The organism is Streptomyces sp. SS1-1, from assembly GCF_008973465.1.
Taxonomy (GTDB): domain Bacteria; phylum Actinomycetota; class Actinomycetes; order Streptomycetales; family Streptomycetaceae; genus Streptomyces.
The window spans coordinates 5608505-5634186 of record NZ_WBXN01000004.1; the positions used below are offsets into that span (position 1 = coordinate 5608505).

15 protein-coding genes and 1 pseudogene are annotated in these 25682 nt (G+C 69.6%); 9 read left to right on the forward strand and 7 right to left on the reverse strand.

The window, feature by feature from the left end:
* Window positions 1–23 precede the first annotated feature (23 nt).
* The 3 genes from F8R89_RS27075 to argG form a co-directional block, all read right to left on the reverse strand.
* Window positions 24–1553 (reverse strand): helix-turn-helix domain-containing protein, encoded by a 1530-nt coding sequence (locus tag F8R89_RS27075; protein WP_062670327.1) that lies wholly within the window; start codon window positions 1551–1553, stop codon window positions 24–26.
* A gap of 65 nt (window positions 1554–1618) precedes the next feature.
* Entirely contained in the window at window positions 1619–1816 is a 198-nt protein-coding gene (locus F8R89_RS27080) for a DUF4236 domain-containing protein (protein ID WP_151786385.1), read from the reverse strand.
* Window positions 1817–1986: 170 nt separating this feature from the next.
* Window positions 1987–3441, reverse strand: a complete 1455-nt coding sequence (gene argG / locus F8R89_RS27085; protein ID WP_151786386.1) for an argininosuccinate synthase — start codon at window positions 3439–3441, stop codon at window positions 1987–1989.
* 311 nt (window positions 3442–3752) lie between these two features.
* Between argG and acnA the strand changes: the two genes are divergently transcribed.
* On the forward strand, window positions 3753–6470 hold the full coding sequence (gene acnA / locus F8R89_RS27090) for an aconitate hydratase AcnA (RefSeq protein WP_151786387.1): 2718 nt from the start codon (window positions 3753–3755) through the stop codon (window positions 6468–6470).
* Between the two features lie 109 nt (window positions 6471–6579).
* Here acnA and F8R89_RS27095 read toward each other — a convergent pair.
* The 4 genes and pseudogenes from F8R89_RS27095 to F8R89_RS27110 all read right to left on the reverse strand — a co-directional run bounded on the left by F8R89_RS27095 (window position 6580) and on the right by F8R89_RS27110 (window position 14653).
* Window positions 6580–7727, reverse strand: a pseudogene (locus F8R89_RS27095) (DUF2201 family putative metallopeptidase).
* A gap of 239 nt (window positions 7728–7966) precedes the next feature.
* Entirely contained in the window at window positions 7967–9184 is a 1218-nt protein-coding gene (locus F8R89_RS27100) for an AAA family ATPase (protein WP_413251269.1), read from the reverse strand.
* 142 nt (window positions 9185–9326) lie between these two features.
* Window positions 9327–10742 carry a hypothetical protein gene (locus F8R89_RS27105; RefSeq protein WP_151786389.1) on the reverse strand — a complete coding sequence of 472 codons (1416 nt, stop codon included), beginning with the start codon at window positions 10740–10742 and terminating at the stop codon, window positions 9327–9329.
* A 176-nt stretch (window positions 10743–10918) separates the two neighbouring features.
* Complete coding sequence (locus tag F8R89_RS27110; RefSeq protein WP_225994507.1) at window positions 10919–14653, reverse strand: GH92 family glycosyl hydrolase; 3735 nt, start codon at window positions 14651–14653, stop codon at window positions 10919–10921.
* 423 nt (window positions 14654–15076) lie between these two features.
* Between F8R89_RS27110 and ngcE the strand changes: the two genes are divergently transcribed.
* The 8 genes from ngcE (at window position 15077) to dxs (ending at window position 25549) form a co-directional block, all read left to right on the forward strand.
* A complete protein-coding gene (gene ngcE, locus F8R89_RS27115; RefSeq protein ID WP_151786390.1) occupies window positions 15077–16531 on the forward strand; it encodes an N-acetylglucosamine/diacetylchitobiose ABC transporter substrate-binding protein in 1455 nt (484 codons plus the stop codon).
* 99 nt (window positions 16532–16630) lie between these two features.
* Window positions 16631–17560, forward strand: coding sequence for a carbohydrate ABC transporter permease (locus F8R89_RS27120; RefSeq protein WP_151786391.1), 930 nt, complete (start codon window positions 16631–16633; stop codon window positions 17558–17560).
* A gap of 18 nt (window positions 17561–17578) precedes the next feature.
* Window positions 17579–18514: a carbohydrate ABC transporter permease gene (locus F8R89_RS27125; RefSeq protein ID WP_151786392.1), complete on the forward strand. Its 936-nt coding sequence runs from the start codon at window positions 17579–17581 to the stop codon at window positions 18512–18514.
* A gap of 194 nt (window positions 18515–18708) precedes the next feature.
* On the forward strand, window positions 18709–19908 hold the full coding sequence (locus F8R89_RS27130; RefSeq protein WP_151788303.1) for an ROK family transcriptional regulator: 1200 nt from the start codon (window positions 18709–18711) through the stop codon (window positions 19906–19908).
* Window positions 19909–20041: 133 nt separating this feature from the next.
* On the forward strand, window positions 20042–21139 hold the full coding sequence (locus F8R89_RS27135; RefSeq protein WP_192806394.1) for a sugar ABC transporter substrate-binding protein: 1098 nt from the start codon (window positions 20042–20044) through the stop codon (window positions 21137–21139).
* A 177-nt stretch (window positions 21140–21316) separates the two neighbouring features.
* Window positions 21317–22108 carry an ATP-binding cassette domain-containing protein gene (locus F8R89_RS27140; protein WP_192806246.1) on the forward strand — a complete coding sequence of 264 codons (792 nt, stop codon included), beginning with the start codon at window positions 21317–21319 and terminating at the stop codon, window positions 22106–22108.
* On the forward strand, window positions 22105–23400 hold the full coding sequence (locus tag F8R89_RS27145; RefSeq protein WP_151786395.1) for a sugar ABC transporter permease: 1296 nt from the start codon (window positions 22105–22107) through the stop codon (window positions 23398–23400). The genes F8R89_RS27140 and F8R89_RS27145 overlap by 4 nt, the downstream gene beginning before the upstream one ends.
* A 220-nt stretch (window positions 23401–23620) precedes the next feature.
* Entirely contained in the window at window positions 23621–25549 is a 1929-nt protein-coding gene (gene dxs / locus F8R89_RS27150) for a 1-deoxy-D-xylulose-5-phosphate synthase (RefSeq protein ID WP_151786396.1), read from the forward strand.
* Window positions 25550–25682: the final 133 nt, after the last annotated feature.

A 25682-nucleotide genomic window follows, 5' to 3' on the forward strand; every position in this document is an offset into this window, starting at 1 on the left:
GCGGACCGAACCGCTGTCCGCTCTCAGATGTCCCGGAAGATCTCGATCTGCGCCCCGATCGAGTTCAGCCGCTCCGCCAGGTCCTCGTATCCGCGGTTGATGACATACACGTTGCGCAGCACGGACGTGCCGTCCGCCGCCATCATCGCCAGCAGGACGACCACGGCGGGGCGCAGGGCCGGCGGGCACATCATCTCGGCGGCGCGCCAGCGGGTCGGGCCCTCCACCAGGACGCGGTGCGGGTCCAGGAGCTGGAGGCGGCCGCCGAGGCGGTTGAGGTCGGTCAGGTAGATGGCGCGGTTGTCGTAGACCCAGTCGTGGATGAGGGTCTTGCCGGACGCCGCCGCCGCGATGGCCGCGAAGAACGGCACGTTGTCGATGTTCAGGCCGGGGAACGGCATCGGGTGGATCTTGTCGATCGGCGCCTCCAGCTTGGAGGGGCGGACCGTCAGGTCGATCAGCCGGGTACGGCCGTTGTCGGCGAAGTACTCGGGCGTGCGGTCGTGGTCGAGGCCCATCTCCTCCAGGACCGCGAGCTCGATCTCCAGGAACTCGATCGGCACCCGGCGGACCGTCAGTTCGGACTCGGTGACGACGGCGGCGGCCAGCAGGCTCATCGCCTCGACCGGGTCCTCGGAGGGGGAGTAGTCGACGTCGACGTCGATCGTCGGCACGCCGTGCACGGTCAGGGTCGTGGTGCCGATGCCCTCGACCCGGACGCCGAGCGCCTCCAGGAAGAAACAGAGGTCCTGGACCATGTAGTTGGAGGAGGCGTTGCGGATGACGGTGACGCCGTCGTGCCGCGCGGCGGCCAGCAGCGCGTTCTCCGTCACGGTGTCGCCGCGCTCGGTCAGCACGATCGGCCGGTCGGGCCGTACGGACCGGTCGACCATGGCGTGGTACTGGCCCTCGGTCGCCGCCACGTCCAGGCCGAAGCGGCGCAGCGCGATCATGTGCGGCTCGATGGTGCGCGTACCGAGGTCGCAACCGCCCGCGTAGGGCAGCTTGAAGTGGTTCATGCGGTGCAGCAGCGGGCCGAGGAACATGATGATCGACCGGGTGCGCACGGCGGCCTCGGCGTCGATCGCGCCCATGTCCAGCTCGGCGGGCGGCACGAGTTCGAGGTCGACCCCGCCGTTGATCCAACGGGTGCGGACGCCGATGGAGTTGAGGACCTCGAGGAGGCGGTAGACCTCCTCGATCCGGGCGACCCGGCGCAGCACTGTGCGCCCCTTGTTGAGCAGAGAGGCGCACAGCAGCGCCACACAGGCGTTCTTGCTCGTCTTGACGTCGATGGAACCCGACAGCCGACGTCCGCCGACGACCCGGAGATGCATCGGACCGGCGTAACCCAGGGACACGATCTCGCTGTCCAGGGCCTCGCCGATACGGGCGATCATCTCAAGGCTGATGTTCTGGTTGCCGCGCTCGATGCGATTGACGGCGCTCTGGGAGGTGCCGAGCGCCTCGGCGAGCTGCGTCTGTGTCCAGCCACGGTGTTGCCGGGCGTCACGGATGAGCCTGCCGATGCGTACGAGGTAGTCGTCTGCCATGTGGCCGAGGCTATCTCACATATGAGATGGCACCTCTCAGGGGGGTCCATTCGGGTGACGGGCTGTCAACGCCCCCTGCTGGTACGGGTGCGCCGCCACCCGAAAGGTCCGGGCAAATCCATCGATGTCGTACGACGTCCGGTGCTGCTGCGGGTGTGTCGCGGACCGTTCTTGCCGCCCGTCGTGATGGACCAGGAGCGGCGGTTGATGTTCAGCCGTACGCCCGGAAGGATCCGGAAGCTCTTGCGGAACGTGAGGGGCATGCGCGCCTCCCTCTCCAGTCGGTCTCCAGTCGGTCAGGTGCTCACCCGCTTACCCCGGCTCCGCGCGCTGAGGCCTGTCAACTGCCGGCGGACGCGCACGCGAAGGGGCCCGGTACGACGCGCAGTGCGTCGTACCGGGCCCCTTCGAGGTCCGTCCTCCGGTGCCGCCGTCAGTCCGTGCCGGACTCCATCGCGGCGCGGTCCAGCAGCGCGTCCTCCTCGGACACCTCGCCGCGCGAGGCGATCGCCTCGGCGCCGCCCTCGGGCAGCTCCGGCATGGTGCCGATGAGGCCGGTCGCGGCGGCCTGGGAGGCGCCGATGGTGGGGCTGCCGGTGCCGATCAGGCCGAGGCCGACGTACTGCTCCAGCTTGGCGCGGGAGTCGGCGATGTCCAGGTTGCGCATGGTCAGCTGGCCGATGCGGTCGACGGGACCGAAGGCCGAGTCCTCGGTGCGCTCCATGGAGAGCTTGTCCGGGTGGTAGGAGAACGCCGGGCCCGTGGTGTCGAGGATCGAGTAGTCCTCGCCGCGCCGCAGCCGCAGCGTCACCTCGCCGGTGATCGCGGCGCCGACCCAGCGCTGGAGCGACTCGCGGATCATCAGCGCCTGCGGGTCCAGCCAGCGGCCCTCGTACATCAGCCGGCCGAGGCGCCGGCCCTCGTTGTGGTACTGGGCGAGGGTGTCCTCGTTGTGGATCGCGTTGACCAGGCGCTCGTACGCGGCGTGCAGCAGGGCCATGCCCGGCGCCTCGTAGATGCCGCGGCTCTTGGCCTCGATGATCCGGTTCTCGATCTGGTCGGACATGCCCAGGCCGTGCCGGCCGCCGATGGCGTTGGCCTCCATCACCAGGTCGACGGCGGAGGCGAACTCCTTGCCGTTGATGGTGACGGGGCGGCCCTGCTCGAAGCCGATCGTCACGTCCTCGGGGGCGATGTCGACGGACGGGTCCCAGAACCGGACGCCCATGATCGGCTCGACCGTCTCGATGCCGGTGTCCAGGTGCTCCAGGGTCTTGGCCTCGTGGGTGGCGCCCCAGATGTTGGCGTCGGTGGAGTACGCCTTCTCGGTCGCGTCCCGGTACGGCAGGCCGTGGGCGACCAGCCACTCCGACATCTCCTTGCGGCCGCCGAGCTCCGTCACGAAGTGGGCGTCCAGCCAGGGCTTGTAGATCCGCAGGTGCGGGTTGGCGAGCAGGCCGTAGCGGTAGAACCGCTCGATGTCGTTGCCCTTGTAGGTCGAGCCGTCGCCCCAGATCTGGACGTCGTCCTCCAGCATCGCCCGCACCAGCAGGGTGCCGGTGACGGCACGGCCCAGCGGCGTCGTGTTGAAGTACGCGCGCCCGCCGGAGCGGATGTGGAACGCGCCGCAGGTGAGCGCGGCCAGCCCCTCCTCGACGAGGGCGGCGCGGCAGTCGACCAGGCGCGCGACCTCGGCGCCGTAGGTCTTGGCGCGGCCGGGCACCGACGCGATGTCGGGCTCGTCGTACTGGCCGATGTCGGCGGTGTAGGTGCACGGGACGGCGCCCTTGTCGCGCATCCAGGCGACCGCGACCGAGGTGTCGAGACCGCCGGAGAAGGCGATGCCGACCCGTTCGCCGGTGGGCAGGGAGGTGAGGACCTTGGACATAGGAAGAGTATGCATCATCTCGCATGGTCATGCAATGCGGGCCGGCATGGGCCCCGTCTGGTCCCGGCCGGGTGGGGTAAGAGGGGTGAAGTGCCGATAGCGGGGCATGGCGCGCCCCGGGCATGACCATCGGAGCCTCATGTACTAGAGTTATCTCGACATCGAGATATCTGCCGAGGCGTACCGCAGTCGCACGCTTTCGCTGGGTCTGGCAGTAAGGCGTACCTAACTTAGCCTTACCTTAGCGGATCGGCCTGGACGGCGTGGCGGCAGGATGCGGTGGTAAGCGCACAAAAATGAAGGAGACTGTCGTGTCGGCGAACAGCTTCGACGCCCGCAGCACGCTGCAGGTGGGCGACGAGTCGTACGAGATCTTCCGGCTGGACAAGGTCGAGGGCTCCGCGCGCCTCCCTTACAGCCTGAAGGTGCTGCTGGAGAACCTCCTCCGCACCGAGGACGGCGCGAACATCACCGCCGACCACATCCGCGCCCTGGGCGGCTGGGACTCCCAGGCCCAGCCGTCGCAGGAGATCCAGTTCACGCCGGCCCGCGTGATCATGCAGGACTTCACCGGCGTGCCCTGTGTCGTGGACCTCGCGACCATGCGTGAGGCCGTCAAGGCCCTCGGTGGCGACCCGTCGAAGGTCAACCCGCTCTCGCCGGCCGAGATGGTCATCGACCACTCCGTCATCGCGGACAAGTTCGGCACGTCGGACGCCTTCAAGCAGAACGTCGACCTGGAGTACGGCCGCAACAAGGAGCGCTACCAGTTCCTGCGCTGGGGCCAGACCGCCTTCGACGACTTCAAGGTCGTCCCGCCGGGCACCGGCATCGTCCACCAGGTGAACATCGAGCACCTGGCCCGTACGGTCATGGTGCGCAACGGCCAGGCGTACCCCGACACCCTCGTCGGCACCGACTCGCACACCACCATGGTCAACGGCCTCGGCGTCCTCGGCTGGGGCGTCGGCGGCATCGAGGCCGAGGCCGCGATGCTCGGCCAGCCGGTCTCCATGCTGATCCCGCGCGTCGTCGGCTTCAAGCTGACCGGTGAGCTGCAGCCCGGCACCACCGCCACGGACCTCGTGCTCACCATCACCGAGATGCTCCGCAAGCACGGTGTGGTCGGCAAGTTCGTCGAGTTCTACGGCGAGGGCGTCGCCGCCACCTCCCTGGCGAACCGCGCCACCATCGGCAACATGTCGCCGGAGTTCGGCTCCACCGCCGCGATCTTCCCGATCGACGCCGAGACCATCAACTACCTGAAGCTGACCGGCCGCTCCGAGCAGCAGCTGGCGCTCGTCGAGGCCTACGCCAAGGAGCAGGGCCTCTGGCTGGACCCGAAGGCCGAGCCGGACTTCTCCGAGAAGCTGGAGCTCGACCTCTCCACGGTCGTCCCGTCCATCGCCGGCCCGAAGCGCCCGCAGGACCGCATCGTCCTCGCGAACGCCGCCGAGCAGTTCAAGCAGGACGTCCTCAACTACGTCGACGTCGTGGACGAGGCGGGCAAGGAGTCCTTCCCGGCCTCCGACGCCCCGGCCGTCACCCCGAACGGCGCCCCGTCCAACCCGGTCCCGGTGACCGCCCCCGACGGCACCACCTACGAGCTGGACCACGGCGCGGTGACGGTCGCGGCCATCACCTCCTGCACCAACACCTCCAACCCCTACGTCATGGTCGCCGCCGCGCTGGTCGCGAAGAAGGCCGTGGAGAAGGGCCTGACCCGCAAGCCGTGGGTCAAGACCACCCTCGCCCCGGGTTCGAAGGTCGTCACCGACTACTTCGACAAGGCGGGCCTCACCCCGTACCTCGACAAGGTCGGCTTCAACCTGGTCGGCTACGGCTGCACCACCTGCATCGGCAACTCCGGCCCGCTGCCGGAGGAGGTCTCCAAGGCGGTCAACGACCACGACCTCGCGGTCACCTCGGTCCTCTCCGGCAACCGTAACTTCGAGGGCCGGATCAACCCCGACGTCAAGATGAACTACCTGGCGTCCCCGCCGCTGGTCGTCGCGTACGCCCTCGCCGGCTCCATGAAGGTGGACATCACCAAGGAGGCCCTGGGTGTCGACCAGGACGGCAACCCGGTCTACCTGAAGGACATCTGGCCCTCCGAGGCCGAGGTCAACGACGTCGTCGCCAACGCCATCGGCGAGGACATGTTCTCCAAGTCCTACCAGGACGTCTTCGCGGGCGACGCCCAGTGGCAGGCCCTGTCGATCCCGACCGGCGACACCTTCGAGTGGGACCCGGAGTCCACCTACGTCCGCAAGCCCCCCTACTTCGAGGGCATGCAGATGGAGCCCGCCCCGGTCACCGACATCACCGGTGCCCGTGTGCTGGCCAAGCTGGGCGACTCGGTCACCACCGACCACATCTCCCCGGCCGGCGCCATCAAGGCCGACACCCCGGCCGGCAAGTACCTCACGGAGCACGGCGTCGAGCGCCGCGACTTCAACAGCTACGGCTCCCGCCGCGGCAACCACGAGGTCATGATCCGCGGCACGTTCGCCAACATCCGCCTGCGCAACCAGATCGCGCCGGGCACCGAGGGCGGCTACACCCGCGACTTCACCCAGGCCGACGCGCCGGTGTCGTTCATCTACGACGCCTCGCGCAACTACATCGAGCAGGGCATCCCGCTGGTCGTCCTGGCCGGCAAGGAGTACGGCTCCGGCTCGTCCCGCGACTGGGCCGCCAAGGGCACCGCGCTCCTCGGCGTCAAGGCCGTCATCGCCGAGTCGTACGAGCGCATCCACCGCTCGAACCTCATCGGCATGGGCGTCCTGCCGCTCCAGTTCCCCGAGGGCCAGACCGCCTCGACCCTCGGCCTGACCGGCGAGGAGACCTTCTCCTTCACCGGTGTCGAGGAGCTGAACAACGGCACCACGCCGAGCACGGTCAAGGTCACCACCGACACGGGCGTCGAGTTCGACGCGGTCGTCCGCATCGACACCCCCGGTGAGGCCGACTACTACCGCAACGGCGGCATCATGCAGTACGTCCTGCGCAGCCTGATCCGCAAGTAGGCGGTCCGCTCCGCAAGGAGCAGGTACGGCACGGCAGTCGAGGGCCGCATCCCCGGAGGACGGGGGTGCGGCCCTCCGCCGTACCCCCGGCCACCCCACCCGGCCGGCCTCAGCCGATGGTGACGACCCGCGCCCACGGCGGCGGGGCGTCCGGCACGTACTCCGGGTCGTTCTCGTTCACCGCGCGGGCCGGACGCGGGAAGAGCCCCACGACCGTACGGCACGGCGGTTGCGCGGACGGCCAGGGCGTCTGGCCGTCCGTCAGCGCGACGATCACGTCCGGGCGGGGCCGGGAGCGCAGCGCCCGCGCGAAACCGGAGCGCAGATCCGTGCCCCCGCCGCCGATCAGCTCCAGGGCCTCGGCACGGCAGATCGCCACGGCGATCCCGGCCGCCGCGTCGCAGGAGATCACCGACACCAGATCGCGCCGCCCAGTTCGGCGTCGCTCACCGAACCCGAGGTGTCGATCACCACGCACACCCGGGGCGGAGTACGGCGCAGACTCGGCAGCACCGCCCCGGGGACGGCGGTCGAGCGGCGGGACGGACGCCGGTAGCTGTGGTTCTCGCCCACCCCGGGCGCCCCGGCCGCCGACCGCACGGCGGAGCCCAGCAACTGCCGCCACGGCTGCGGCGGACGGAACGCCTCGTCCGCCCACCGCCGCCAGCCCTCCGGAGCCTCGCCCGGGCGGCCCTTGATGCCCTCGGCCACCCGGAAGCGCACCGCGTCCCGCTGCTGCCGCGTCAGCCCGTTCGCGCCCTCGGGCCCCAGCTCCCAGGGCCGTGCCTCGCCGTCGGAGCCGCCGCCGCAGTCCAGCCAGGACAGGTCCGAGGCGAGCCCGGTCATCGAGGACGTCCGCAGGTACTCCTCCATCAGCAGCCCGTCGGGCAGCCCCAGCAGCGACGGCAGCACCGCCCCGGCCGGCCGGAGCAGACCGTCGCCGTAGATGTCGTCGTTGATCTCGAAGTCGGCGGCGATGTTCCGGCGCAACCGCTCGCCCGGACCGTACGCCTCGTTCTCGCGCGCGTACCGCAGACCGCGCTCATGGTGGTCCCGCAGGAGATGGGACACCTCGTGCACCCAGACGCCCGCCAGATCCTCCACCGGCGTGCGGGCCACGAAGCCGGGGGAGACGTAGCAGCGCCAGTACGCGTCGACCGCCATCGTCGGCACCGACCGGTCCTCCACCACGTGGAGCGCGAAGAGCGCGGCGGCCAGATAGGGCCGCACCGCCACCGCGTGCAGCCGGGCCGCCATCAGCTTCTCCCGGTCCAACGGCAGCCCGGGAGGACCGCCCCCGGGACGAGGCCCGGCCGGCACCGTGGGGACGGTGACCCCCACCGGGCGCGGCGGCGAAGGCGGCACCATCGGCCGCGGCACGGGCCGCGCACCGCCCGAGCCTCCGGCCGTCGCCGCGCGTGCGGTGCCTGCGCCTCCAGACGCCGCGCCGCCCGCCCCTCCGGTCGCCCGCAGCCCCCGCGCCCCCACACCCCCGCTCACCGCCGCACCTGCGCCGCCCGCGCGACCCCCACCGACCGTTCCGCCCGTTCGGACAGGCCGACGATCGACGCCAGACGTTCCACCGTCGCCGGGACCTCCCAGTCGTCGCGCCGCACCGCGGCCAGCGCCTTGGCCGGAGCCACCAGCAGGTCCGGTGCCCCCGTCTCCAGGGCGCGGACCAGCACCGCCCAGCCCGCCGCCCAGCGTTCCCGCTCCGGGCGGGCCCCCACGGCGGCCACCACCGCCTCCAGCGCGGCCTGCCGAAGGTCGCCGCGCTCGGGCAGCTCGGCGTTCTCGGGGTCGGCCAGCAGGAGTTCCGGGTCCGGCAGGTCCATCCGGTCGAGGTGGGCGAGGAGTTCCAGACCCGGGCCGTCTCCCACCGCGCCCCGTACCAGCAGTGCCAGCACGTCCCGGGACACCCCGGCCGCCGTGCCGAAGGCCAGCAGGGTCAGCGCGGCCTCCCAGCTCCGGGGCGACGGCCAGGCCCCGCCGCGCCGCGTCTCGCTGCTCGGCAGGCGGTGGATCAGCGTGGGCCGCGCCTCGAGGAAGCCGCACACCGCGCGCCGGGCGAGCGCCACCGCCTCCGCCAGCCGTTCCGGGTCCAGCCGGGGCAGCTCGGCGCGGGGCCAGACCCCGCCCAGGCCGCGCACCACCACGTCCTTGTCGTGCACCCAGTACAGGTGGACGAACCGGTTGGCGAGCGGCGGGCTCAGCTCCCACCCGTCCGCCGCCGACGCACGTGGGTTGGCGGCCGCCACGATCCGCACGCCGTGCGGAAGTTGCAGGGCACCGACCTTCCGCTCCAGGACGACCCTCAGCAGCGCGGCCTGCACGGCCGGGGTCGCGGTGGACAGCTCGTCCAGGAAGAGCAGGCCGCGCCCGGCCCGGACCAGCTCCACGGCCCACTGCGGCGGAGCCATCGGCACCCCGCGCACCGCCGGGTCGTCACCCACGATCGGCAGCCCGGAGAAGTCGGTCGGCTCGTGGACGCTGGCGATCACGGTGGTCAGCGGAAGATCGAGGGACGCGGCGAGCTGGGTGAGGGCCGCGGTCTTGCCGATGCCCGGTTCGCCCCAGAGCAGGACCGGCAGATCGGCCGCGACGGCGAGGGTGAGCGCTTCGAGCTGCTCGTCGGGGCGCGGTTCGGTGGTCGTGGTCCGCAGGAGCGACAGAAGATCGCCGGCCACGGCGAGTTGACGGTCGACGGCAGGCATGAGGGCAGGGGAAGTCATGAGCATCACCAGGTGAGTCGAGTCGAAGGAGAGCGAGGGAGAGCGAGGGAAAGCGAAGGAGAGCGAAGGGGGAGCGAAAGAGAGAGAGGGGGAGCCGTGTGGGCTGAAGGGGGGGGAGGAGAGGTCAGGCCGCCAGGCCCGTGCGCGGGCGCGCCCTGTTGCCGCGCTTCTCGCGCCAGACGGGAGGTGTCCGCCGGTCGAGCCGAGGCGGGCGCGCCTCCGCCCCGCCACCTGCGGCAGGGTGCTCGGGGACGAGCCCGGAGCGGAACAGCCCGTGTGCGACCCGGCGGGCCAGGGCCGACTCCAGCTCGTCCCGGAGCGGCCCGTCCCGCAGGACGGCACCGGGGCCGAGCAGCTCCTCGACGACGGCCAGCGCCCCGGTGACATCACCATGCCGCAACCGCATCCGCACCGCGGGCAGTTGCTCGGGGCTGCGGTGCACGGCGTCGATGGCCCGCAGACAGGGCAGCGCGGGCCCGCCGAGCGCGACCAGCAGTTCCTCCCGGCGCACTTCGACGGGGTCGTGGTCGACGGCGGTCAGCACTCCGTCGCGCAGTGCGATGCGGTGCACCTCGCCGCGGCACTCCACCCGATGCGGATCGGCGGCCTCGACAGCCGGGCCGCTCCCGGGTGCCGTACCGAACGGCGGAAGCGCGGCGGCGACCAGCGGATGCAGCCGGTCGGCCGTGATCAACCCGGCCCGCAGCAGCTCCAGATCGGGCAGGACCCGTGCCGCTACCTCCGGCAGTACCGGCAGCGTGGCCACGTCCCCCGCGGGCAGCGCGAGGGGCCGTACGCCGGGCGCGTGACCGTCGTCGGGCGCGACGAGTTCCAGTATGGCCCGGTCGCGGGTGCCGAGCCGCACGGTGAACGCCCCCCGCGGGCCAAGCCCCTCGGCCCGCAGCAACAGCTCGGCCTCGGCGGCCCAACTGCTCGTGGCCCAGGGGGAGTCGGGGGCTTCCCTGGCGGCCCAACTGCTCGTGGCCCAGGCGGAGTCGGGGTCGTCCCTCAGGCCGCATCGGCCGGTCAGCTCGCCGCTGCGCCCGGCGTCCCACAGATGCCGGTGCAGATCGAGCCGGAACCGCCGGTCCGGGTACGGGTGCGGATGGTGCCCCCGGGAGCGCCCGTCGCCGGACTCGTCCCACAGGGCCAGCGACATCCGCTGCCCGGCGTCCGCCCAGGCGGGCGGTGTACGCACCACGAGGTGCAGGGAGCCCGGGTAACGGGCCAGGGAGAGGGTGAGGCCGGGGCGGAGCCGTCCGTCGGGGGCGATCCGGGGCATGTGCCAGCGCAGCAGGTCCGGCGCGAGCCGGCGCAGGTCCGCGCGGAGACGGGCGGCGAGGTCGGTGCCGTGGCGGGTGCGCACGGCGCGCAGATCGAGATCGACATCGACGCGGGCGGCGGCACAGGCCCCGGTCCAGTCACCGGCGAGACGCCGGGCGGTCGCGGTCTCGATCATGGACGGTGGCACGGCGTACTCGCGTACGCGCTGCCACATCGACAGGCGGGTAGGAATCGCGGGCGCGAAGTGAGATGCCATCAGCACTCACCTTGCGCGGACGATTCCCCCAATCCACGAGAGGAGAAGTTCTTCATCGCGCGCATCATAGGCACGCCGTTCACGATCTGTCACCAGCGATATGGGCCGGGCCGAGGACACGCACAGGGTGCCGGCCCCCACGGACCGGCACCCCGCACGTACATCAACCAGCCTGCTCAGCCCAGCAGTTCGACCTCCGCCAGGGTCGCCTCACCCGTGAGGACCAGGCGGTACTTCGCGTACGAGCCCGGTGACTTCACGGAGAAGGCGCGGGTCTGCCGGTCCCAGGTGAAGGTCTCCCCGGAGCGCTCGTCCAGGGTCTTCCACTTGGAGCCGTCCTTCGACGCCTGGAGCTTCCAGCCCGCCGGTGCCTTCGTACGGTCCGACGGTGACGTCAGCGTGTACTGCACGGCCTTGGCGGCCTTCGCCACCGGCAGGTCCACCGAGGTGACGGCCGCCTGGGTGGCGGACGTGTCGTCGAACAGCGCGCCCTCGCCCTTCACCAGGTCGGCGCGGGGCGTGGGCACCTTGTCGTCCTGGGTGATGGAGACCGGTGCCGCGTTCTTCCCGGTGCCCCACGAGGACGGCTTGGCGCCCATGTCGAACTCCAGGACACCGCCCTTCGCGATCACCGAGTGGGGCAGCGACGTCGCCTTCCACGGCACGCCGTTGACCCTCAGCCCCTGGACGTACACGTTGCGGGCGCTGTTCTTCGGCGCCTTCACGACCAGCGTGCGGCCGTTCTCCAGGTGGATCGTCGCCTTCGTGAACAGGGGCGAGCCGATCGCGTACTCGCCGCTGCCCATCACCAGCGGGTAGAAGCCCAGCGCGGAGAACAGGTACCAGGCCGACTGCTCGCCGTTGTCCTCGTCACCGTGGTAGCCCTGCCCGATCTCGCTGCCGACGTACAGCCGGGACAGCACCTCACGGACGTTCTTCTGCGTCTTCCACGGCTGACCGGCCGCGTTGTACATGTAGTTCACATGGTGCGCGACCTGGTTGGAGTGCCCGTACATGCCCATCCGGACGTCCCGCGCCTCCGTCATCTCGTGGATGACACCGCCGTAGGAGCCGACGAAGTCGGGGGAGGCCGTCTCCGGGGTGGCGAAGTACTCGTCGAGCTTGTCCGCGAGACCGCTGCGGCCGCCGTACAGGTTCGCGAGGCCGCGGCTGTCCTGGGGCGCGGTGAACGCGTAGCCCCAGCCATTGGTCTCCGTGTAGTCGTGGCCCCACACGCGCGGGTCGTACTTCGAGGACTCGACCCGCCAGTCGCCCTTCGCGTCCCGGCCCTGGAAGAAGCCGGCCTTCGTGTCGAAGAGGTTGACGTAGTCCTGGGCGCGGTTCAGGAAGTACGCGGACTCCTCCTTGTACCGCTTGTCGCCCGTCTTCTTGTAGAGCGCCTGGCCCATCTTCGCGATGCCGTAGTCGTTGAGGTAGCCCTCCAGCGCCCACGACAGGCCCTCGTGCGTCTCGGTGCCGGTGTAGCCGAGGAACGGCGACGTCGCCATGCCCTTGCGGCCCACACCGGACGACGGCGGCACCACGGTCGCGTTCTTCACGGCCGCGTCGTACGCCGACTTCGCGTCGAAGCCGACGCCCTTGACGTACGCGTCCGCGAACGCCACGTCCGAGGAGGTGCCCGTCATCAGGTCCGCGTAGCCCGGCGAGGACCAGCGGGAGGTCCAGCCGCCGTCCTTGTACTGCTGCACGAACCCGTCGACCATCTCGCCCGCCTGCCCCGGTGTGAGCAGCGAGTACGCCGGCCAGGTGGTGCGGTAGGTGTCCCAGAAGCCGTTGTTGACGTACACCTTGCCGTCGACGATCTTCGCGCCGGTGTGCGTCGGGGTGTCCGGGTTCGGCATCTTCGAGAACGGCGACGCGTACTGGTACTTCGAACCGACCTTCTCGAAGCCGGAGTTCGGGTACAGGTACAGCCGGTACAGGCTGGAGTACAGCGTGGTCAGCTGGTCCGGCGTCGCGCCCTCGACGGTCACCTTGCCGAGCAGCTTGTCCCACTGCCGCTGGGCCCGCGTCTTCACGGCGTCGAAGGAGGCGCCGTCGATCTCCTGGCGCAGGTTGTCCTTGGCCTGGTCGATGCTGATGAGGGACGTGGCGAGCCGCAGCGTCACGGTGCGGTCGGCCCCGGCGTCGAAGCGCAGATGCCCCTTCACCCCGCTGGCGGACCCGCCGGTCACCGGCTTGTCGAAGGTGCCGTAGACGAAGAGGCGGGTCGCGCCCGTCGACAGCCCGGACTTCACGTCCGAGTAGCCGGTGACGATCCCGTTCTCCTTGTCGAGGGTCAGCCCCGCCTGGTCGGTGACGTTGTCGAACAGGACGCTCGCGTCGTCACCGGGGTAGGTGAAGCGCAGCACCGCCGCGTGGTCCGTCGGCGCCATCTCCGCCTTCAGCCCGTTCTCGAACCGCACCCCGTAGTAGTACGGCCGCGCGGTCTCGTTCTCGTGCTTGAACGCGAGCGCGCGCGCCGAACGCCCGGTGTCGGGGGTGCCGGAGGCGGCCGACGGCATCACCTGGAACGTCTGCCGGTCACCCATCCACGGGCTGGGCTCATGGCTGGCGCTGAACGCCTGGATCGTCGGCAGGTTGTCCGCGTTGTTCGCGCGGGCGTAGTCGTACAGCCAGCTCAGCGAGCCCGCGTTGGTCACCGGGGTCCAGAAGTTGAAGCCGTGCGGCACGGCCGTCGCCGGGAAGTTGTTGCCGCGCGAGAAGCCGCCGCTGGACAGGGTGCCGCGGGTGGTGAGCGCGTAGTCGGACAGGTGCGCCTTCGGCTTCTCGGGCGCGACCTCCTTCAGCGCCACGTCGTCCAGCCAGCCCCGGAACTTCGCCGGGCCCTTGGGGGAGTCGTACGCCACCAGGATGCGGTCGACGGTCTTGCCGTGCGCGACCGAGCCGATCCGGGAGACGACGTTGTTCCACTGGTTGACGTACAGCACCTTCGACGCGCCCTGACCGCGCGGCGAGAGGGGGAAGCCGTGCTGGTCGGCGGCGCCGAGGTCGCTGAGGTAGGTGCCGTCGGTGAAGGCCAGGTCGACGGAGACGTTCGTGGCGTCGTAGTCCCGGTCGCCGTCCGCCATCGACGGGAAGACCCGGTAGGACAGCTGGGTGTCCCGGCCGACGGCCACGTTCACGTCGTAGACCTTGTTGTACGAGTAGCCGCGCCCGTCCGCCGTGTGCCGGCCCGCGTAGCGCAGGGCCCGCTTGCCGGTGAAGCCGGCGCCCGCCTTGGCGGTCGGCGAGCCGCTCGGGCCGCGGTCGACGAGGGAGAGCATGTCCTGCGGCACCGGGCCGTCGTCGCCGCCCGTGGAGAACTGGACGTCGGCCAGCTGCAGAACACCGGAGGCGCCGTTGTTCTTGGTGATCTCCAGCCGGAAGTGCTGGTACTCGGCCGGCTCGGCGAGGTCGAACGTCTTGGTCTGGAACCGCTCGGCGAAGGTCTGGCCCGAGCGGGTGTCGACCGTCGTCCACTCCTTGCCGTCGGAGGAGCCCTTCAGGGTCCAGTCCCGCGGGTCGCGCTCGGCGAAGTCGTTCGCCGACGTGAGCGCGTACTTGGTGATCCTCGCCGGCTTGTCGAGGTCGAACTCCGCCCAGCCGGTGGCCTCGAAGACCAGCCACTTGCTGCTGGGCTCCCCGTCGGCGAGGTTCTCCTTCACCTCACCGGCGCCGGAGTTCTCCCCGTTCGCCCGTACGTCCGTGACATGGTCCGTCACGTTGCCCGGGATGCCGCTGCTGTAGCCGCCGTCCACGCCCGAGGCGCGTTTCGCGCCCCCGGGACCGGTGTCGACGGTATTGAGCCAGTCGGGAGCCGGGTCGTCCGCCTCGAACGAGGACACGAACTCCCGGTCGGCCGCCGCGGGCGCCTGCGGCAGGGCCACCGCCGCGCCCTGCGAGCCCATGGTCAAAGCGAAGGCGGTCGCCGACACGACCGCCGTACCCCATCGGTGACGAGCTCTCTGCTGCTTCAACAGGTACCCTCCCTGCGCGCGGGACAACGTTGTCAAATTCGCTGCGCAAGGAACAGTAGTGGCTCAAGTGCAGGGCATTGTCAAGGGTGTTGAGTGTGCCGTTCGGGGCTTATGGCGTGGATTTTTCCGGCAAGCCTCGCACAGGCCCCGCATATTTCCGTGAGGTCTCAACTCGGAAAAGACCATCGGTGAACCTTGCATTCGATCTTGCTCCGCTGGCGGGAAGTGGACTATACCTGTCGGCACTTCACCACAAGATTCCGCACTTCCTGCACGACCCCAGCTTGACCCGATCGCGGTGCCGGGGAGGATCCGGTTCACCGCCTGAGTCCTGGAGAAGGCGAGGACTTGAGCATGGGATCCACTTCTGCCCAGAATCCCGAGAACGGCGGTACCACCGCGGGAGTCGGCCGGCGCGATCTGATCAAGCGGTCCGCCGCACTGGGTCTGATCTCCGTTCCGACCATGAGCTTCCTGTCCGCGTGTGCGAGCGGCGGCGGGGACGATTCCAGCAATGACTCCGAGGGCAAGACCTCCAAGTCGAACCCGTTCGGGGTGAAGGACGGCAGCAAGCTCGACGTCGTCATCTTCAAGGGCGGTTACGGCGACGACTACGCCAAGGCCTGGGAGGCCAGCTTCAAGAAGAAGTGGGGCGTCACCTCGGTCCACACCGGCACCCAGGAGATCACCGGCAAGCTCCAGCCCCGCTTCAACGCCGGCAACCCGCCGGACATCGTCGACGACTCCGGCGCCCAGCAGATCCCGATCGACGTGCTGTACAAGAACGGGCAACTCGTGGACCTCGCCGAGGTCCTGGACGCCCCGTCCGTCGACGACCCGGGCAAGAAGGTCCGCGACACCCTGATCCCGGGCACGCTCGACGCCGGCATGCAGGGCGGCAAGGTCGTCGCGCTGAACTACATCTACACGGTGTGGGGCCTGTGGTACTCCGGCAAGCTCTTCAAGGAGAAGGGCTGGACGGCGCCGAAGACCTGGGACGAGTTCCTCGCCATCTGCAAGGAGGCCAAGGCCGACGGCATCGGCGGCCTCGCGCACCAGGGCAAGTACCCGTACTACATCAACGTGGCCATCATGGACCTCATCGCCAAGACCGGCGGTCTGGACGCCATGAAGGCGATCGACAACCTCGAACCCAACGCGTTCGTGGGCTCGGACGCGGCGACCGCCGCCGTCGAGGCCATCTACGAGGTCGTCGAGAAGGGCTATCTGATGCCCGGCACGAACGGCCTGACCCACACCGAGTCCCAGACCCGCTGGAACCAGTACAAGGCCGCCTTCATCACCAGCGGCTCCTGGCTGGAGAACGAGCAGCTGAAGACGACGCCGGACGACTTCGACATGAAGTTCCTGCCGATGCCGCTGCTGCCCGACAGCAAGCTGCCCTTCGAGGCGATCCGCGCCGGCTCCGGCGAGCCCTTCATCATCCCGTCCAAGGCCAAGAACCTCGCGGGGGCCAAGGAGTTCATGCGGATGATGCTGTCCAAGGAGTGGTCGACGCTGTTCGCCAAGGAGGCGAACTCCCTCACCATCCTCAAGGACGGCGTCGACTCCGGCGTCCAGCTGCGCCCCGGCACCCAGTCCACCGTCGAGGCGTCCAAGGCGGCGGGCACCAACACCTTCCGGTACCTCTACACCGAGTGGTACAGCGAGATGGGCACGGCCATCGAGAACGCCTCCAACGAGCTGATGGCCAAGCGCATCCAGCCCAAGGAGTGGCTGAAGCGGGCCCAGGCGGCCGTCGACAAGCAGGCCAAGGACCCGGAGTCCAAGAAGAACCACCGGGACTAGTTCCACCGGCCCCGCGGGGTGCGGATGACGTGTACGTCACCCGCACCCCGCCGGGGCGTCGCCGCAGCGCCGTCGGGAACACAGGGCAGGAAGACGCCAATGCGTAAAGGGCAGTACCGGTTCGTCGCGGGATTTCTGTTCGCTCCCGTGGCCATCTACGTGACCTTCGTGATCTGGCCGTACATCCAGACGTTCGGGTACTCCCTGACCGACTGGAAGGGGCAGTCGCAGACCTTCAGTTTCGTCGGGCTCGACAACTACAAGGCGTTGTTCCAGGACGACGTCTTCATGGGAGCCATCTGGCACAACATCCTGTTCCTGATCTTCATCCCGGTGAGCACGATCCTGATCGCGCTGTTCTTCGCGTTCATGCTGAACGCCGGCGGACGCAGCAGGTCGGGAGGGGTGTCCGGGGTCGCGGGCTCCAAGTACTACCGCGTCGTCTACTTCTTTCCGCAGGTCCTCTCACTGGCGATCATGGCGGTGCTCTTCGGGGCCGTCTACCGCAGTGACGGCGGCGGAATGCTCAACGGTCTCCTGATCAAACTCGGACTGGTCTCCGAGAACAGCCCGGTGGAATGGCTCAACGAGCCGAACATCGTCCTGTGGGCCCTTCTGGTGGTCGTCGTCTGGCACGGCGTGGGCTTCTATCTCGTGCTGTTCTCCGCCGCCATGCAGTCCATTCCGAAGGACATCTACGAGGCGGCGCTCATCGACGGCGCCGGCCGTGCGCAGTCCTTCTTCCGCATCACGCTGCCCCTGCTGTGGGATTCCGTGCAGACCGCGTGGGTCTATCTCGGAATCGCCGCGATGGACATGTTCATCCTGGTCTCCACGATGACGTCCGGGGACTTCGGCGGCGGCCCCGACCACCACAGCGAGGTCATGGCGACCGTGATGATGCGGAACTTCCAGCTGTACGGGAGGAGCGGCTACGCCTGTGCGATGGGCGTGGTGATGCTTGTCCTCACCCTGATCGTGTCCGTGTTCACGCTGCGTGCCACCCGCCGCGAGCGCATCGAGTTCTGAGCGGGAGAGAAGACGACGATGAGCGCACCCCTCAAGGAGACCCCCGCGGCGAGCGGCACGGTCCCGGCCCAGTCCTCGGTCCGCAAGAGCCCGCCCCGCCCCGGCGACCAGCGCAGCGAAGGCGTCGTACTGAACGTCTTCTCGCACGGCTTCCTCGCCCTGTGGGCGCTGCTGATCGTGCTGCCGCTGCTGTGGCTGGTGCTCAGCTCCTTCAAGACCGACGCCCAGATCGGCGGCTCGGCCTTCGGCTGGCCGCAGAACTGGTCGCTGGACGTCTTCTCCCGCGCCTGGGAGAAGGGCATCGGCGACTACTTCCTGAACACCGTCATCGTGCTGGTCTTCTCGGTGCCGCTGACGATGCTGTTCGGCTCGATGGCGGCGTACGTGCTGGCCCGCTACGAGTTCTGGGGCAACCGGTTCCTGTACTTCTTCTTCGTCGCGGGCGCCATGTTCCCGGTGTTCCTGGCGCTGGTGCCGCTGTTCTTCATGGTGCGGCGCCTGGACATGCTGAACACGTACCAGGGGCTGATCCTGGTGTACGTCGCCTACTCGATGCCGTTCACCGTGTTCTTCATGCACTCCTTCTTCCGGACGCTGCCCACGGCCGTCTTCGAGGCGGCGATCCTGGACGGGGCCTCGCACAGCCGGACCTTCTTCCAGGTGATGCTGCCGATGGCGAAGCCGGGTCTGCTGAGCGTCGGCATCTTCAACACGCTGGGCCAGTGGAACCAGTTCATCCTGCCGACGGTCCTCATGCAGCCGCAGAGCGGCGACGATCCCGAGCGCTACGTCCTCACCCAGGGGCTCATCCAGCTCCAGCAGCAGCAGGGCTACGCCTCCGACCTCCCGGTCCTCTTCGCCGGCGTGACCATCGCGATGATCCCGATGCTGGTCGTGTACCTGTCCTTCCAGCGGCAGGTCCAGGCGGGTCTCACGTCCGCGACTCTGAAATGAACCACGGGTAGCGCTCCGCAGCCGAGCGTGCGCACGCCGTTCCCCGCCCAGGGAGCGGCGTGCGCCGCTGTGTGCACGTACCCGGATCCGGTTCAACCTCTTGACGGGAGGCGACCCGAACGGCTCAGCTTAGAGTTCACTAGTTGGACACGAACGGGGCCTCACCGAAGCGGTCCCGCGCGCAGGAGGTCGTCGTGGAGACTCCGGGGTCGCAGTCGTCGCTGCACCGAGCCAACCTGGAACGGGTGGTCCGGGCCGTTCGGCTGGCCGGATCACTCACCCAGGCCGAGATCGCGAGGACCACGGGTCTGTCCGCGGCGACGGTCTCCAATATCGTCCGGGAGCTCAAGGACGGCGGAACGGTCGAGGTCACGCCCACGTCGGCGGGCGGGCGCCGGGCCCGCAGCGTCTCCCTGAGCGGGGACGCCGGCATCGTCATCGGCGTCGACTTCGGCCACGCGCACCTGCGGGTGGCGGTGGGCAACCTCGCCCACCAGGTGCTGGCCGAGGAGTCCGAGCCGCTGGACGTGGACGCCTCCTCCGCCCAGGGCTTCGACCGCGCGGAAGAGCTGGTCAACCGGCTGATCGCGGCGACCGGCGTCGATCGTTCCAAGGTCGCCGGGGTGGGCCTCGGCGTGCCCGGCCCGATCGACGTCGAGTCCGGCACCCTGGGCTCGACGGCCATCCTGCCGGGCTGGACCGGCACCAAACCCGCCGAGGAGCTGCGCGAGCGGCTCGGCGTGCCCGTGCACGTCGACAACGACGCCAACCTGGGCGCCCTGGGCGAGCTGGTCTGGGGCAGCGGGCGCGGGGTGCGGGACCTGGCGTACATCAAGGTCGCCAGCGGCGTCGGGGCCGGCCTGGTCATCGACGGCAAGATCTACCGGGGGCCCGGCGGCACCGCGGGGGAGATCGGGCACATCACCCTGGACGAGTCCGGCCCGGTGTGCCGCTGCGGCAACCGCGGCTGCCTGGAGACCTTCGCGGCGGCGCGCTACGTGCTGCCGCTGCTGCAGGGCAGTCACGGCACGGATCTGACCATGGAGGGCGTCGTACGCCTGGCCAGGGACGGGGATCCGGGCTGCCGCCGTGTCGTCGCCGACGTCGGCCGGCACATCGGCAGCGGCGTCGCCCAGCTCTGCAACCTCCTGAACCCGAGCCGGGTGGTCCTCGGGGGCGATCTCGCGGAGGCCGGTGAGCTGGTCCTGGGGCCCATCAGGGAGTCCGTGGGGCGCTATGCCATCCCCAGTGCCGCCCGCCAACTGAGCGTGCTTCCTGGGGCCCTTGGAGGCCGTGCCGAGGTGCTCGGCGCCCTCGCTCTCGCGCTCAGCGAGATGGGCGATTCGACCCTTTTGGACAGCACTCTGCACGCGGCTGCCCCCGTCTTCACTTAGAGAACGGATGGCACCGTTGCCAACCCGTTAAGGATTTACTTCTTGACGTCGCACGTGTGGCCGAGTTGACTTCCAGCCACCTCGGCCGCAACGTCGCGGCCTCGTCAGGGAGGTTTCTGAAGTGAACACGCGTATGCGTCGCGCCGCTGTTGCCATCGCCGCTGGTGCGATGGCCGTCTCGCTGGCTGCCTGTGGCAGCGCCGAGGAGGCCGGCGGCGGCAAGGACACCGCCTCGTCCGCCAAGAAGGGCGACGACATCAAGGTCGGTCTGCTGCTCCCCGAGAACCAGACCGCTCGTTACGAGAAGTTCGACCGCCCGCTGATCGAGCAGAAGATCAAGGAGCTGACGAACGGCAAGGCCAAGGTCGACTACAACAACGCCAAGCAGGACGCGAACCTGCAGGCGCAGCAGGTCGACACCATGATCACCAACAAGGTGGACGTCCTCATCCTGGACGCCGTCGACGCCAAGGCGATCAAGAACTCGGTCCAGAAGGCCGTGGACGCCGGCATCAAGGTCGTCGCGTACGACCGCCTGGCCGAGGGCCCGATCAGCGCCTACACCTCGTTCGACAACGTCGAGGTCGGCAAGACCCAGGGCGCGGCCCTCCTCGAGGCCCTTGGCGACAAGGCCAAGGACGGCCAGATCGTCATGATGAACGGCTCCGTCACCGACCCGAACGCCGCCATGTTCAAGAAGGGCGCCCACGAGGCCCTGGACGGCAAGGTCAAGGTCGGCAAGGAGTACGACACCAAGGAGTGGAAGCCGGAGAACGCCAACGCCAACATGGAGGCGGCGATCTCGGCCCTCGGCAAGAAGAAGATCGTCGGCGTCTACTCCGCCAACGACGGCATGGCGGGCGGCATCATCACCGCCCTGAAGGCCGCCGGCATCGACGTCCCGGTCACCGGCCAGGACGCCGAACTCGCCGCCGTGCAGCGCATCATCGCCGGTGAGCAGTTCATGAGCGTCTACAAGCCGTACGCCCCCGAGGCCGGCGCCGCCGCCGAGATGGCCGTCGCGCTCGCCCAGGGCAAGTCGCTCGACTCCATCGCCAAGGACAAGGTCGACAGCGACAGCCAGAAGGCCGTCCCGTCCGTCCTCGTCCCGGTCACCTCGCTGACGAAGGCCAACGTCAACGACACCGTCATCAAGGACGGCGTCTACACCGCCGACGAGATCTGCACCGGCAAGTTCAAGGCCGCCTGCACCGAGCTCAAGATCGGCTAGTCGAGTCCCCTCGCGTGTGCGGGAGTTCGTCACCGGATTCCCGCACGGGGCATGACTGCTCTCGACTCCTCCGGCGCCCCGCGCGTCATTCAGCCCCGCAAGCTCGGCGCGGGGCGCCGGACGGATCCCCCCAACTCTCTCTGCACAACCCTTCCGCCGGGTCAGGCGGCGAAGGAGATGGTTCACGTGTCCGCTACGCCCGTGCTGGCGTTGCGCGGGGTCTCCAAGCGGTTCGGTGCCGTTCAGGCGCTCACCGACGTAGAGCTTGAGGTCCACGCCGGTGAAGTGGTCGCCCTGGTGGGCGACAACGGCGCCGGAAAGTCCACGCTGGTCAAGACGATCGCCGGCGTGCACCCCATCGATGAAGGCGTCATCGAATGGGAAGGCAAGGCCGTGTCGATCAACCGGCCGCACGACGCCCAGGCCCTCGGCATCGCGACGGTGTACCAGGACCTCGCGCTGTGCGACAACATCGACGTCGTAGGCAACCTCTTCCTGGGCCGCGAGCTGAAGAAGCGCGGCATCCTCGACGAGGTCGAGATGGAGCGCCGCTCCCGCGAGCTGCTCCAGACCCTCTCGATCCGCATCCCCAGCGTGCGCATCCCGATCGCCTCGCTCTCCGGCGGTCAGCGCCAGACCGTGGCCATCGCCCGCTCCATGCTCGGCGAGCCCAAGCTGGTCATCCTCGACGAGCCCACCGCGGCCCTCGGTGTCGAGCAGACCGCCCAGGTCCTCGACCTGGTCGAGCGGCTCCGCGAGCGCGGCCACGCCGTCATCCTCATCAGCCACAACATGGCCGATGTCAAGGCCGTCGCGGACAAGGTCGCCGTGCTGCGGCTCGGTCAGAACAACGGCGTCTTCGAGGTCAAGACGACCTCGCAGGAGGAGATCATCTCCGCCATCACCGGCGCCACCGACAACGCCGTGACCCGCCGTGCGGCGCGCACCAACGGGGAGGTTTCCAAGTGAGCACCGACAAGACCTCCACCGCTGCCACCGACGAGCACGAGGTCGTCAACCCCGAGGCCGCCGCTGCCGCGGTGACCGCGGTCGACCCCCGCCTGCTCGTCCAGGAGCAGGGCCTCGCCGGCTACATCGGCGAGTTCCGGCGCAAGATAAAGGCCGGTGAGCTCGGCTCCCTGCCGGTCATCCTCGGCCTGGTCGCCATCTGCGTCATCTTCCAGAGCCTGAACTCCGCGTTCCTGTCCGCGCAGAACATCAACGACATCACCGTCACGATGGTCGGCACCGGCATGATCTCGGTCGGCATCGTCTTCGTGCTGCTGCTCGGTGAGATCGACCTGTCCGTCGGCTCCGTCAGCGGTGCCTCCAGCGCCATCGCCGCCGTCCTCGCGGTGAACCAGGGCTGGCCCGAGTGGGCGGCCGTGCTCTTCGCGATCGCGTGCGGTGCCGCCATCGGCGCCCTGCACGGCTTCTTCTTCGCGGTGCTGGGCGCCCCCGCCTTCGCCGTGACCCTGGCCGGTCTGCTCTTCTGGCTCGGCTTCATGCTCCAGACGCTGGGCGAGAACGGCACGATCAACCTCGACAGCGACGGCCTGATCGGCAAGCTCACCACGTACTTCTTCTCGGACGTGGCGGCCGCCTACGGTCTGGCGGCGGTCGTGACGGCGCTGTTCTTCCTCAGCTCCTTCCTCGGCAACCGCCGCCGCGAGGCCGCGGGCATCCCGTTCCGCCCGCTGAGCGACACGATCCTGCGGACCGCCCTGCTGGGCATCGTCTCCTTCGCCGCGGCGATCATGTACAACCAGTACAAGGGCCTGCCGCTGGCCACGGTCATCTTCCTGGTGTTCCTGGTCGGCACGGACTTCCTGCTCCGCCGCACCTCGTACGGCCGCAAGGTGTTCGCCCTCGGTGGCAGCGTCGAGGCGTCCCGCCGTGCCGGTATCAACGTCACCGCGGTGCGTATCTCGGTGTTCGCGATCTCCGGTGGCTTCGCGGCGATCGGCGGCCTCTTCCTGGCCTCCAAGATCGCCTCCGCCAACCAGAGCGCCGGTACCGGTGACCTGCTGATGAACGCCATCGCGGCGGCCGTCATCGGTGGCACGTCCCTCTTCGGTGGCCGTGGCCGCACCTGGAACGCCCTCCTGGGTGTCCTGGTCATCGTCTCGATCCAGTACGGCCTCCAGCTGGAGTCCATCGCCGAGCCGGTGAAGTACATGATCACCGCCGGCGTTCTGCTCACCACGGTCGTGATCGACTCGATCACCCGCAAGACGCAGAAGACCGCGGGTCGCGCGTAGCGCGGAGCGCGGTAGCGCCCAGGGGGCGCGGGTGAACTGGCGGGTACCGGTCCGTTGTGGCTGGTCGCGCCGTTCCCCGCGCCCCCTTCGGCGTGCCGTGACACCGGCAGAGCCGATCGCGTGACGTACGACTCCCGGGCCGGGAACCTTCCGCCGGAGCGGAACATTAGACTCGACAAGCCCGGCAACAGCTCGACAGCTCTACAGCAAGGAGGCACGGGTGCCGCTGCTGACCCGCATCACGGGACCGCGCGATCTGGACCGGCTCACCCCTGAGCAGCTGGTCCAGCTGGCAGAGGAGATCCGGACCTTCCTCGTCGAGGCCGTTTCCAAGACCGGCGGCCACCTCGGCCCCAACCTCGGCGTGGTCGAGCTGACCATCGCCCTGCACCGGGTGTTCGAGTCGCCGAAGGACAAGGTCCTCTGGGACACCGGCCACCAGTCCTACGTGCACAAGCTGCTCACCGGCCGCCAGGACTTCAGCCGGCTGAAGATGAAGGGCGGCCTGTCCGGCTACCCCTCGCAGGCCGAGTCCGAGCACGACGTCATCGAGAACTCGCACGCCTCGACCGTCCTCGGCTGGGCCGACGGCCTCGCCAAGGCCAACCAGCTCAGGAAGCGCGACGACCACGTCGTCGCCGTCATCGGCGACGGCGCCCTGACCGGCGGCATGGCCTGGGAGGCGCTGAACAACATCGCCGAGGCCAAGGACCGCCCCCTCGTCATCGTCGTCAACGACAACGAGCGCTCCTACGCGCCCACCATCGGCGGCCTCGCCAACCACCTCGCGACGCTGCGCACCACCGACGGCTACGAGCGCTTCCTGACCCGCACCAAGGAGATCCTCGACCGCACCCCGGTCGTCGGCAGGCCGCTCTACGAGACCCTGCACGGCGCCAAGAAGGGCCTGAAGGACTTCATCGCCCCGCAGGGCATGTTCGAGGACCTCGGCCTGAAGTACGTCGGCCCGATCGACGGCCATGACATCGAGGCCCTGGAGTCCGCCCTCGCCCGCGCCAAGCGCTTCGGCGGCCCGGTCATCGTGCACTGCCTCACCGAGAAGGGCCGCGGCTACCAGCCCGCCCTCCAGGACGAGGCCGACCGCTTCCACGCCGTCGGCAAGATCCACCCCGACACCGGACTGCCGATCGCCTCCTCCGGCGCCGACTGGACGTCCGTCTTCGGCGAGGAGATGGTGAAGCTCGGCGAGGAGCGCGACGACATCGTCGCCATCACCGCCGCCATGCTCCAGCCGGTCGGCCTGGACAAGTTCGCCAAGAGGTTCCCCGAACGGGTCTACGACGTCGGCATCGCCGAGCAGCACGGCGCGGTCTCCGCGGCCGGCCTCGCCACCGGCGGGGTGCACCCGGTCTTCGCCGTCTACGCCACCTTCCTCAACCGCGCCTTCGACCAGGTCCTCATGGACGTCGCCCTGCACAGGTGCGGGGTCACCTTCGTGCTCGACCGGGCCGGCGTCACCGGCACCGACGGCGCCTCCCACAACGGCATGTGGGACATGTCGATTCTCCAGGTCGTCCCGGGCCTGAGGCTCGCCGCCCCGCGCGACGCCGACCAGGTGCGCGCACAGTTGCGCGAGGCCGTCCAGGTCGAGGACGCCCCGACCGTCGTCCGCTTCTCCAAGGGCGCCGTCGGCCCCGCCGTGCCCGCCGTCGGGCGCGTCGGCGGCATGGACGTGCTGCGTGAGCCCGGCACCGACCGCCCGGACGTCCTGCTGGTCTCCGTGGGCGCCCTCGCGCCGATGTGCCTGGAGATCGCCGGCCTGCTCGACAGGCAGGGCATCTCCACCACCGTCGTCGACCCGCGCTGGGTCAAGCCCGTCGACGAGGCCATGGCCCCGCTCGCCGAGCGGCACCGCGTGGTCGTCACCGTCGAGGACAACAGCCGCGTCGGCGGGGTCGGCTCGGCCGTCGCCCAGGCCCTGCGGGACGCGGGCGTCGACGTCCCGCTGCGCGACTTCGGCATCCCGCCGCGCTTCCTCGACCACGCCTCGCGCGCCGAGGTCATGGCGGAGATCGGGCTGACCGCCCCCGACATCGCCCGCCAGGTCACCGGTCTGGTCTCCAAGCTCGACGGCCGGTTCGACCGCGCCGCGGCCGAGGCCGACGCCGTGGAGCCCGCGCGCGACTGACGGGTCCTCACAGGTCCGAACGGGCCGGTTTCGCCGCCGACACGAGTGGTGAAACCGGCCCATCTGTGTGAAATTGCTCGCGCCGGGGCAGGCGTACCACGCCCCCTCTCGATCATGTCGGGGACGACAAGCG

Coding starts and splice junctions, on each gene's coding strand:
- F8R89_RS27110 (WP_225994507.1), bottom strand. CDS start 14,653: ATGGGCTCGCAGGGCGCGGCGGTGGCCCTGCCGCAGGCGCCCGCGGCG.
- ngcE (WP_151786390.1), top strand. CDS start 15,077: ATGGGATCCACTTCTGCCCAGAATCCCGAGAACGGCGGTACCACCGCG.
- F8R89_RS27120 (WP_151786391.1), top strand. CDS start 16,631: ATGCGTAAAGGGCAGTACCGGTTCGTCGCGGGATTTCTGTTCGCTCCC.
- F8R89_RS27105 (WP_151786389.1), bottom strand. CDS start 10,742: ATGGCATCTCACTTCGCGCCCGCGATTCCTACCCGCCTGTCGATGTGG.
- F8R89_RS27135 (WP_192806394.1), top strand. CDS start 20,042: ATGCGTCGCGCCGCTGTTGCCATCGCCGCTGGTGCGATGGCCGTCTCG.
- F8R89_RS27080 (WP_151786385.1), bottom strand. CDS start 1,816: ATGCCCCTCACGTTCCGCAAGAGCTTCCGGATCCTTCCGGGCGTACGG.
- F8R89_RS27125 (WP_151786392.1), top strand. CDS start 17,579: ATGAGCGCACCCCTCAAGGAGACCCCCGCGGCGAGCGGCACGGTCCCG.
- F8R89_RS27140 (WP_192806246.1), top strand. CDS start 21,317: ATGGTTCACGTGTCCGCTACGCCCGTGCTGGCGTTGCGCGGGGTCTCC.
- F8R89_RS27075 (WP_062670327.1), bottom strand. CDS start 1,553: ATGGCAGACGACTACCTCGTACGCATCGGCAGGCTCATCCGTGACGCC.
- argG (WP_151786386.1), bottom strand. CDS start 3,441: ATGTCCAAGGTCCTCACCTCCCTGCCCACCGGCGAACGGGTCGGCATC.
- F8R89_RS27100 (WP_413251269.1), bottom strand. CDS start 9,184: ATGCCTGCCGTCGACCGTCAACTCGCCGTGGCCGGCGATCTTCTGTCG.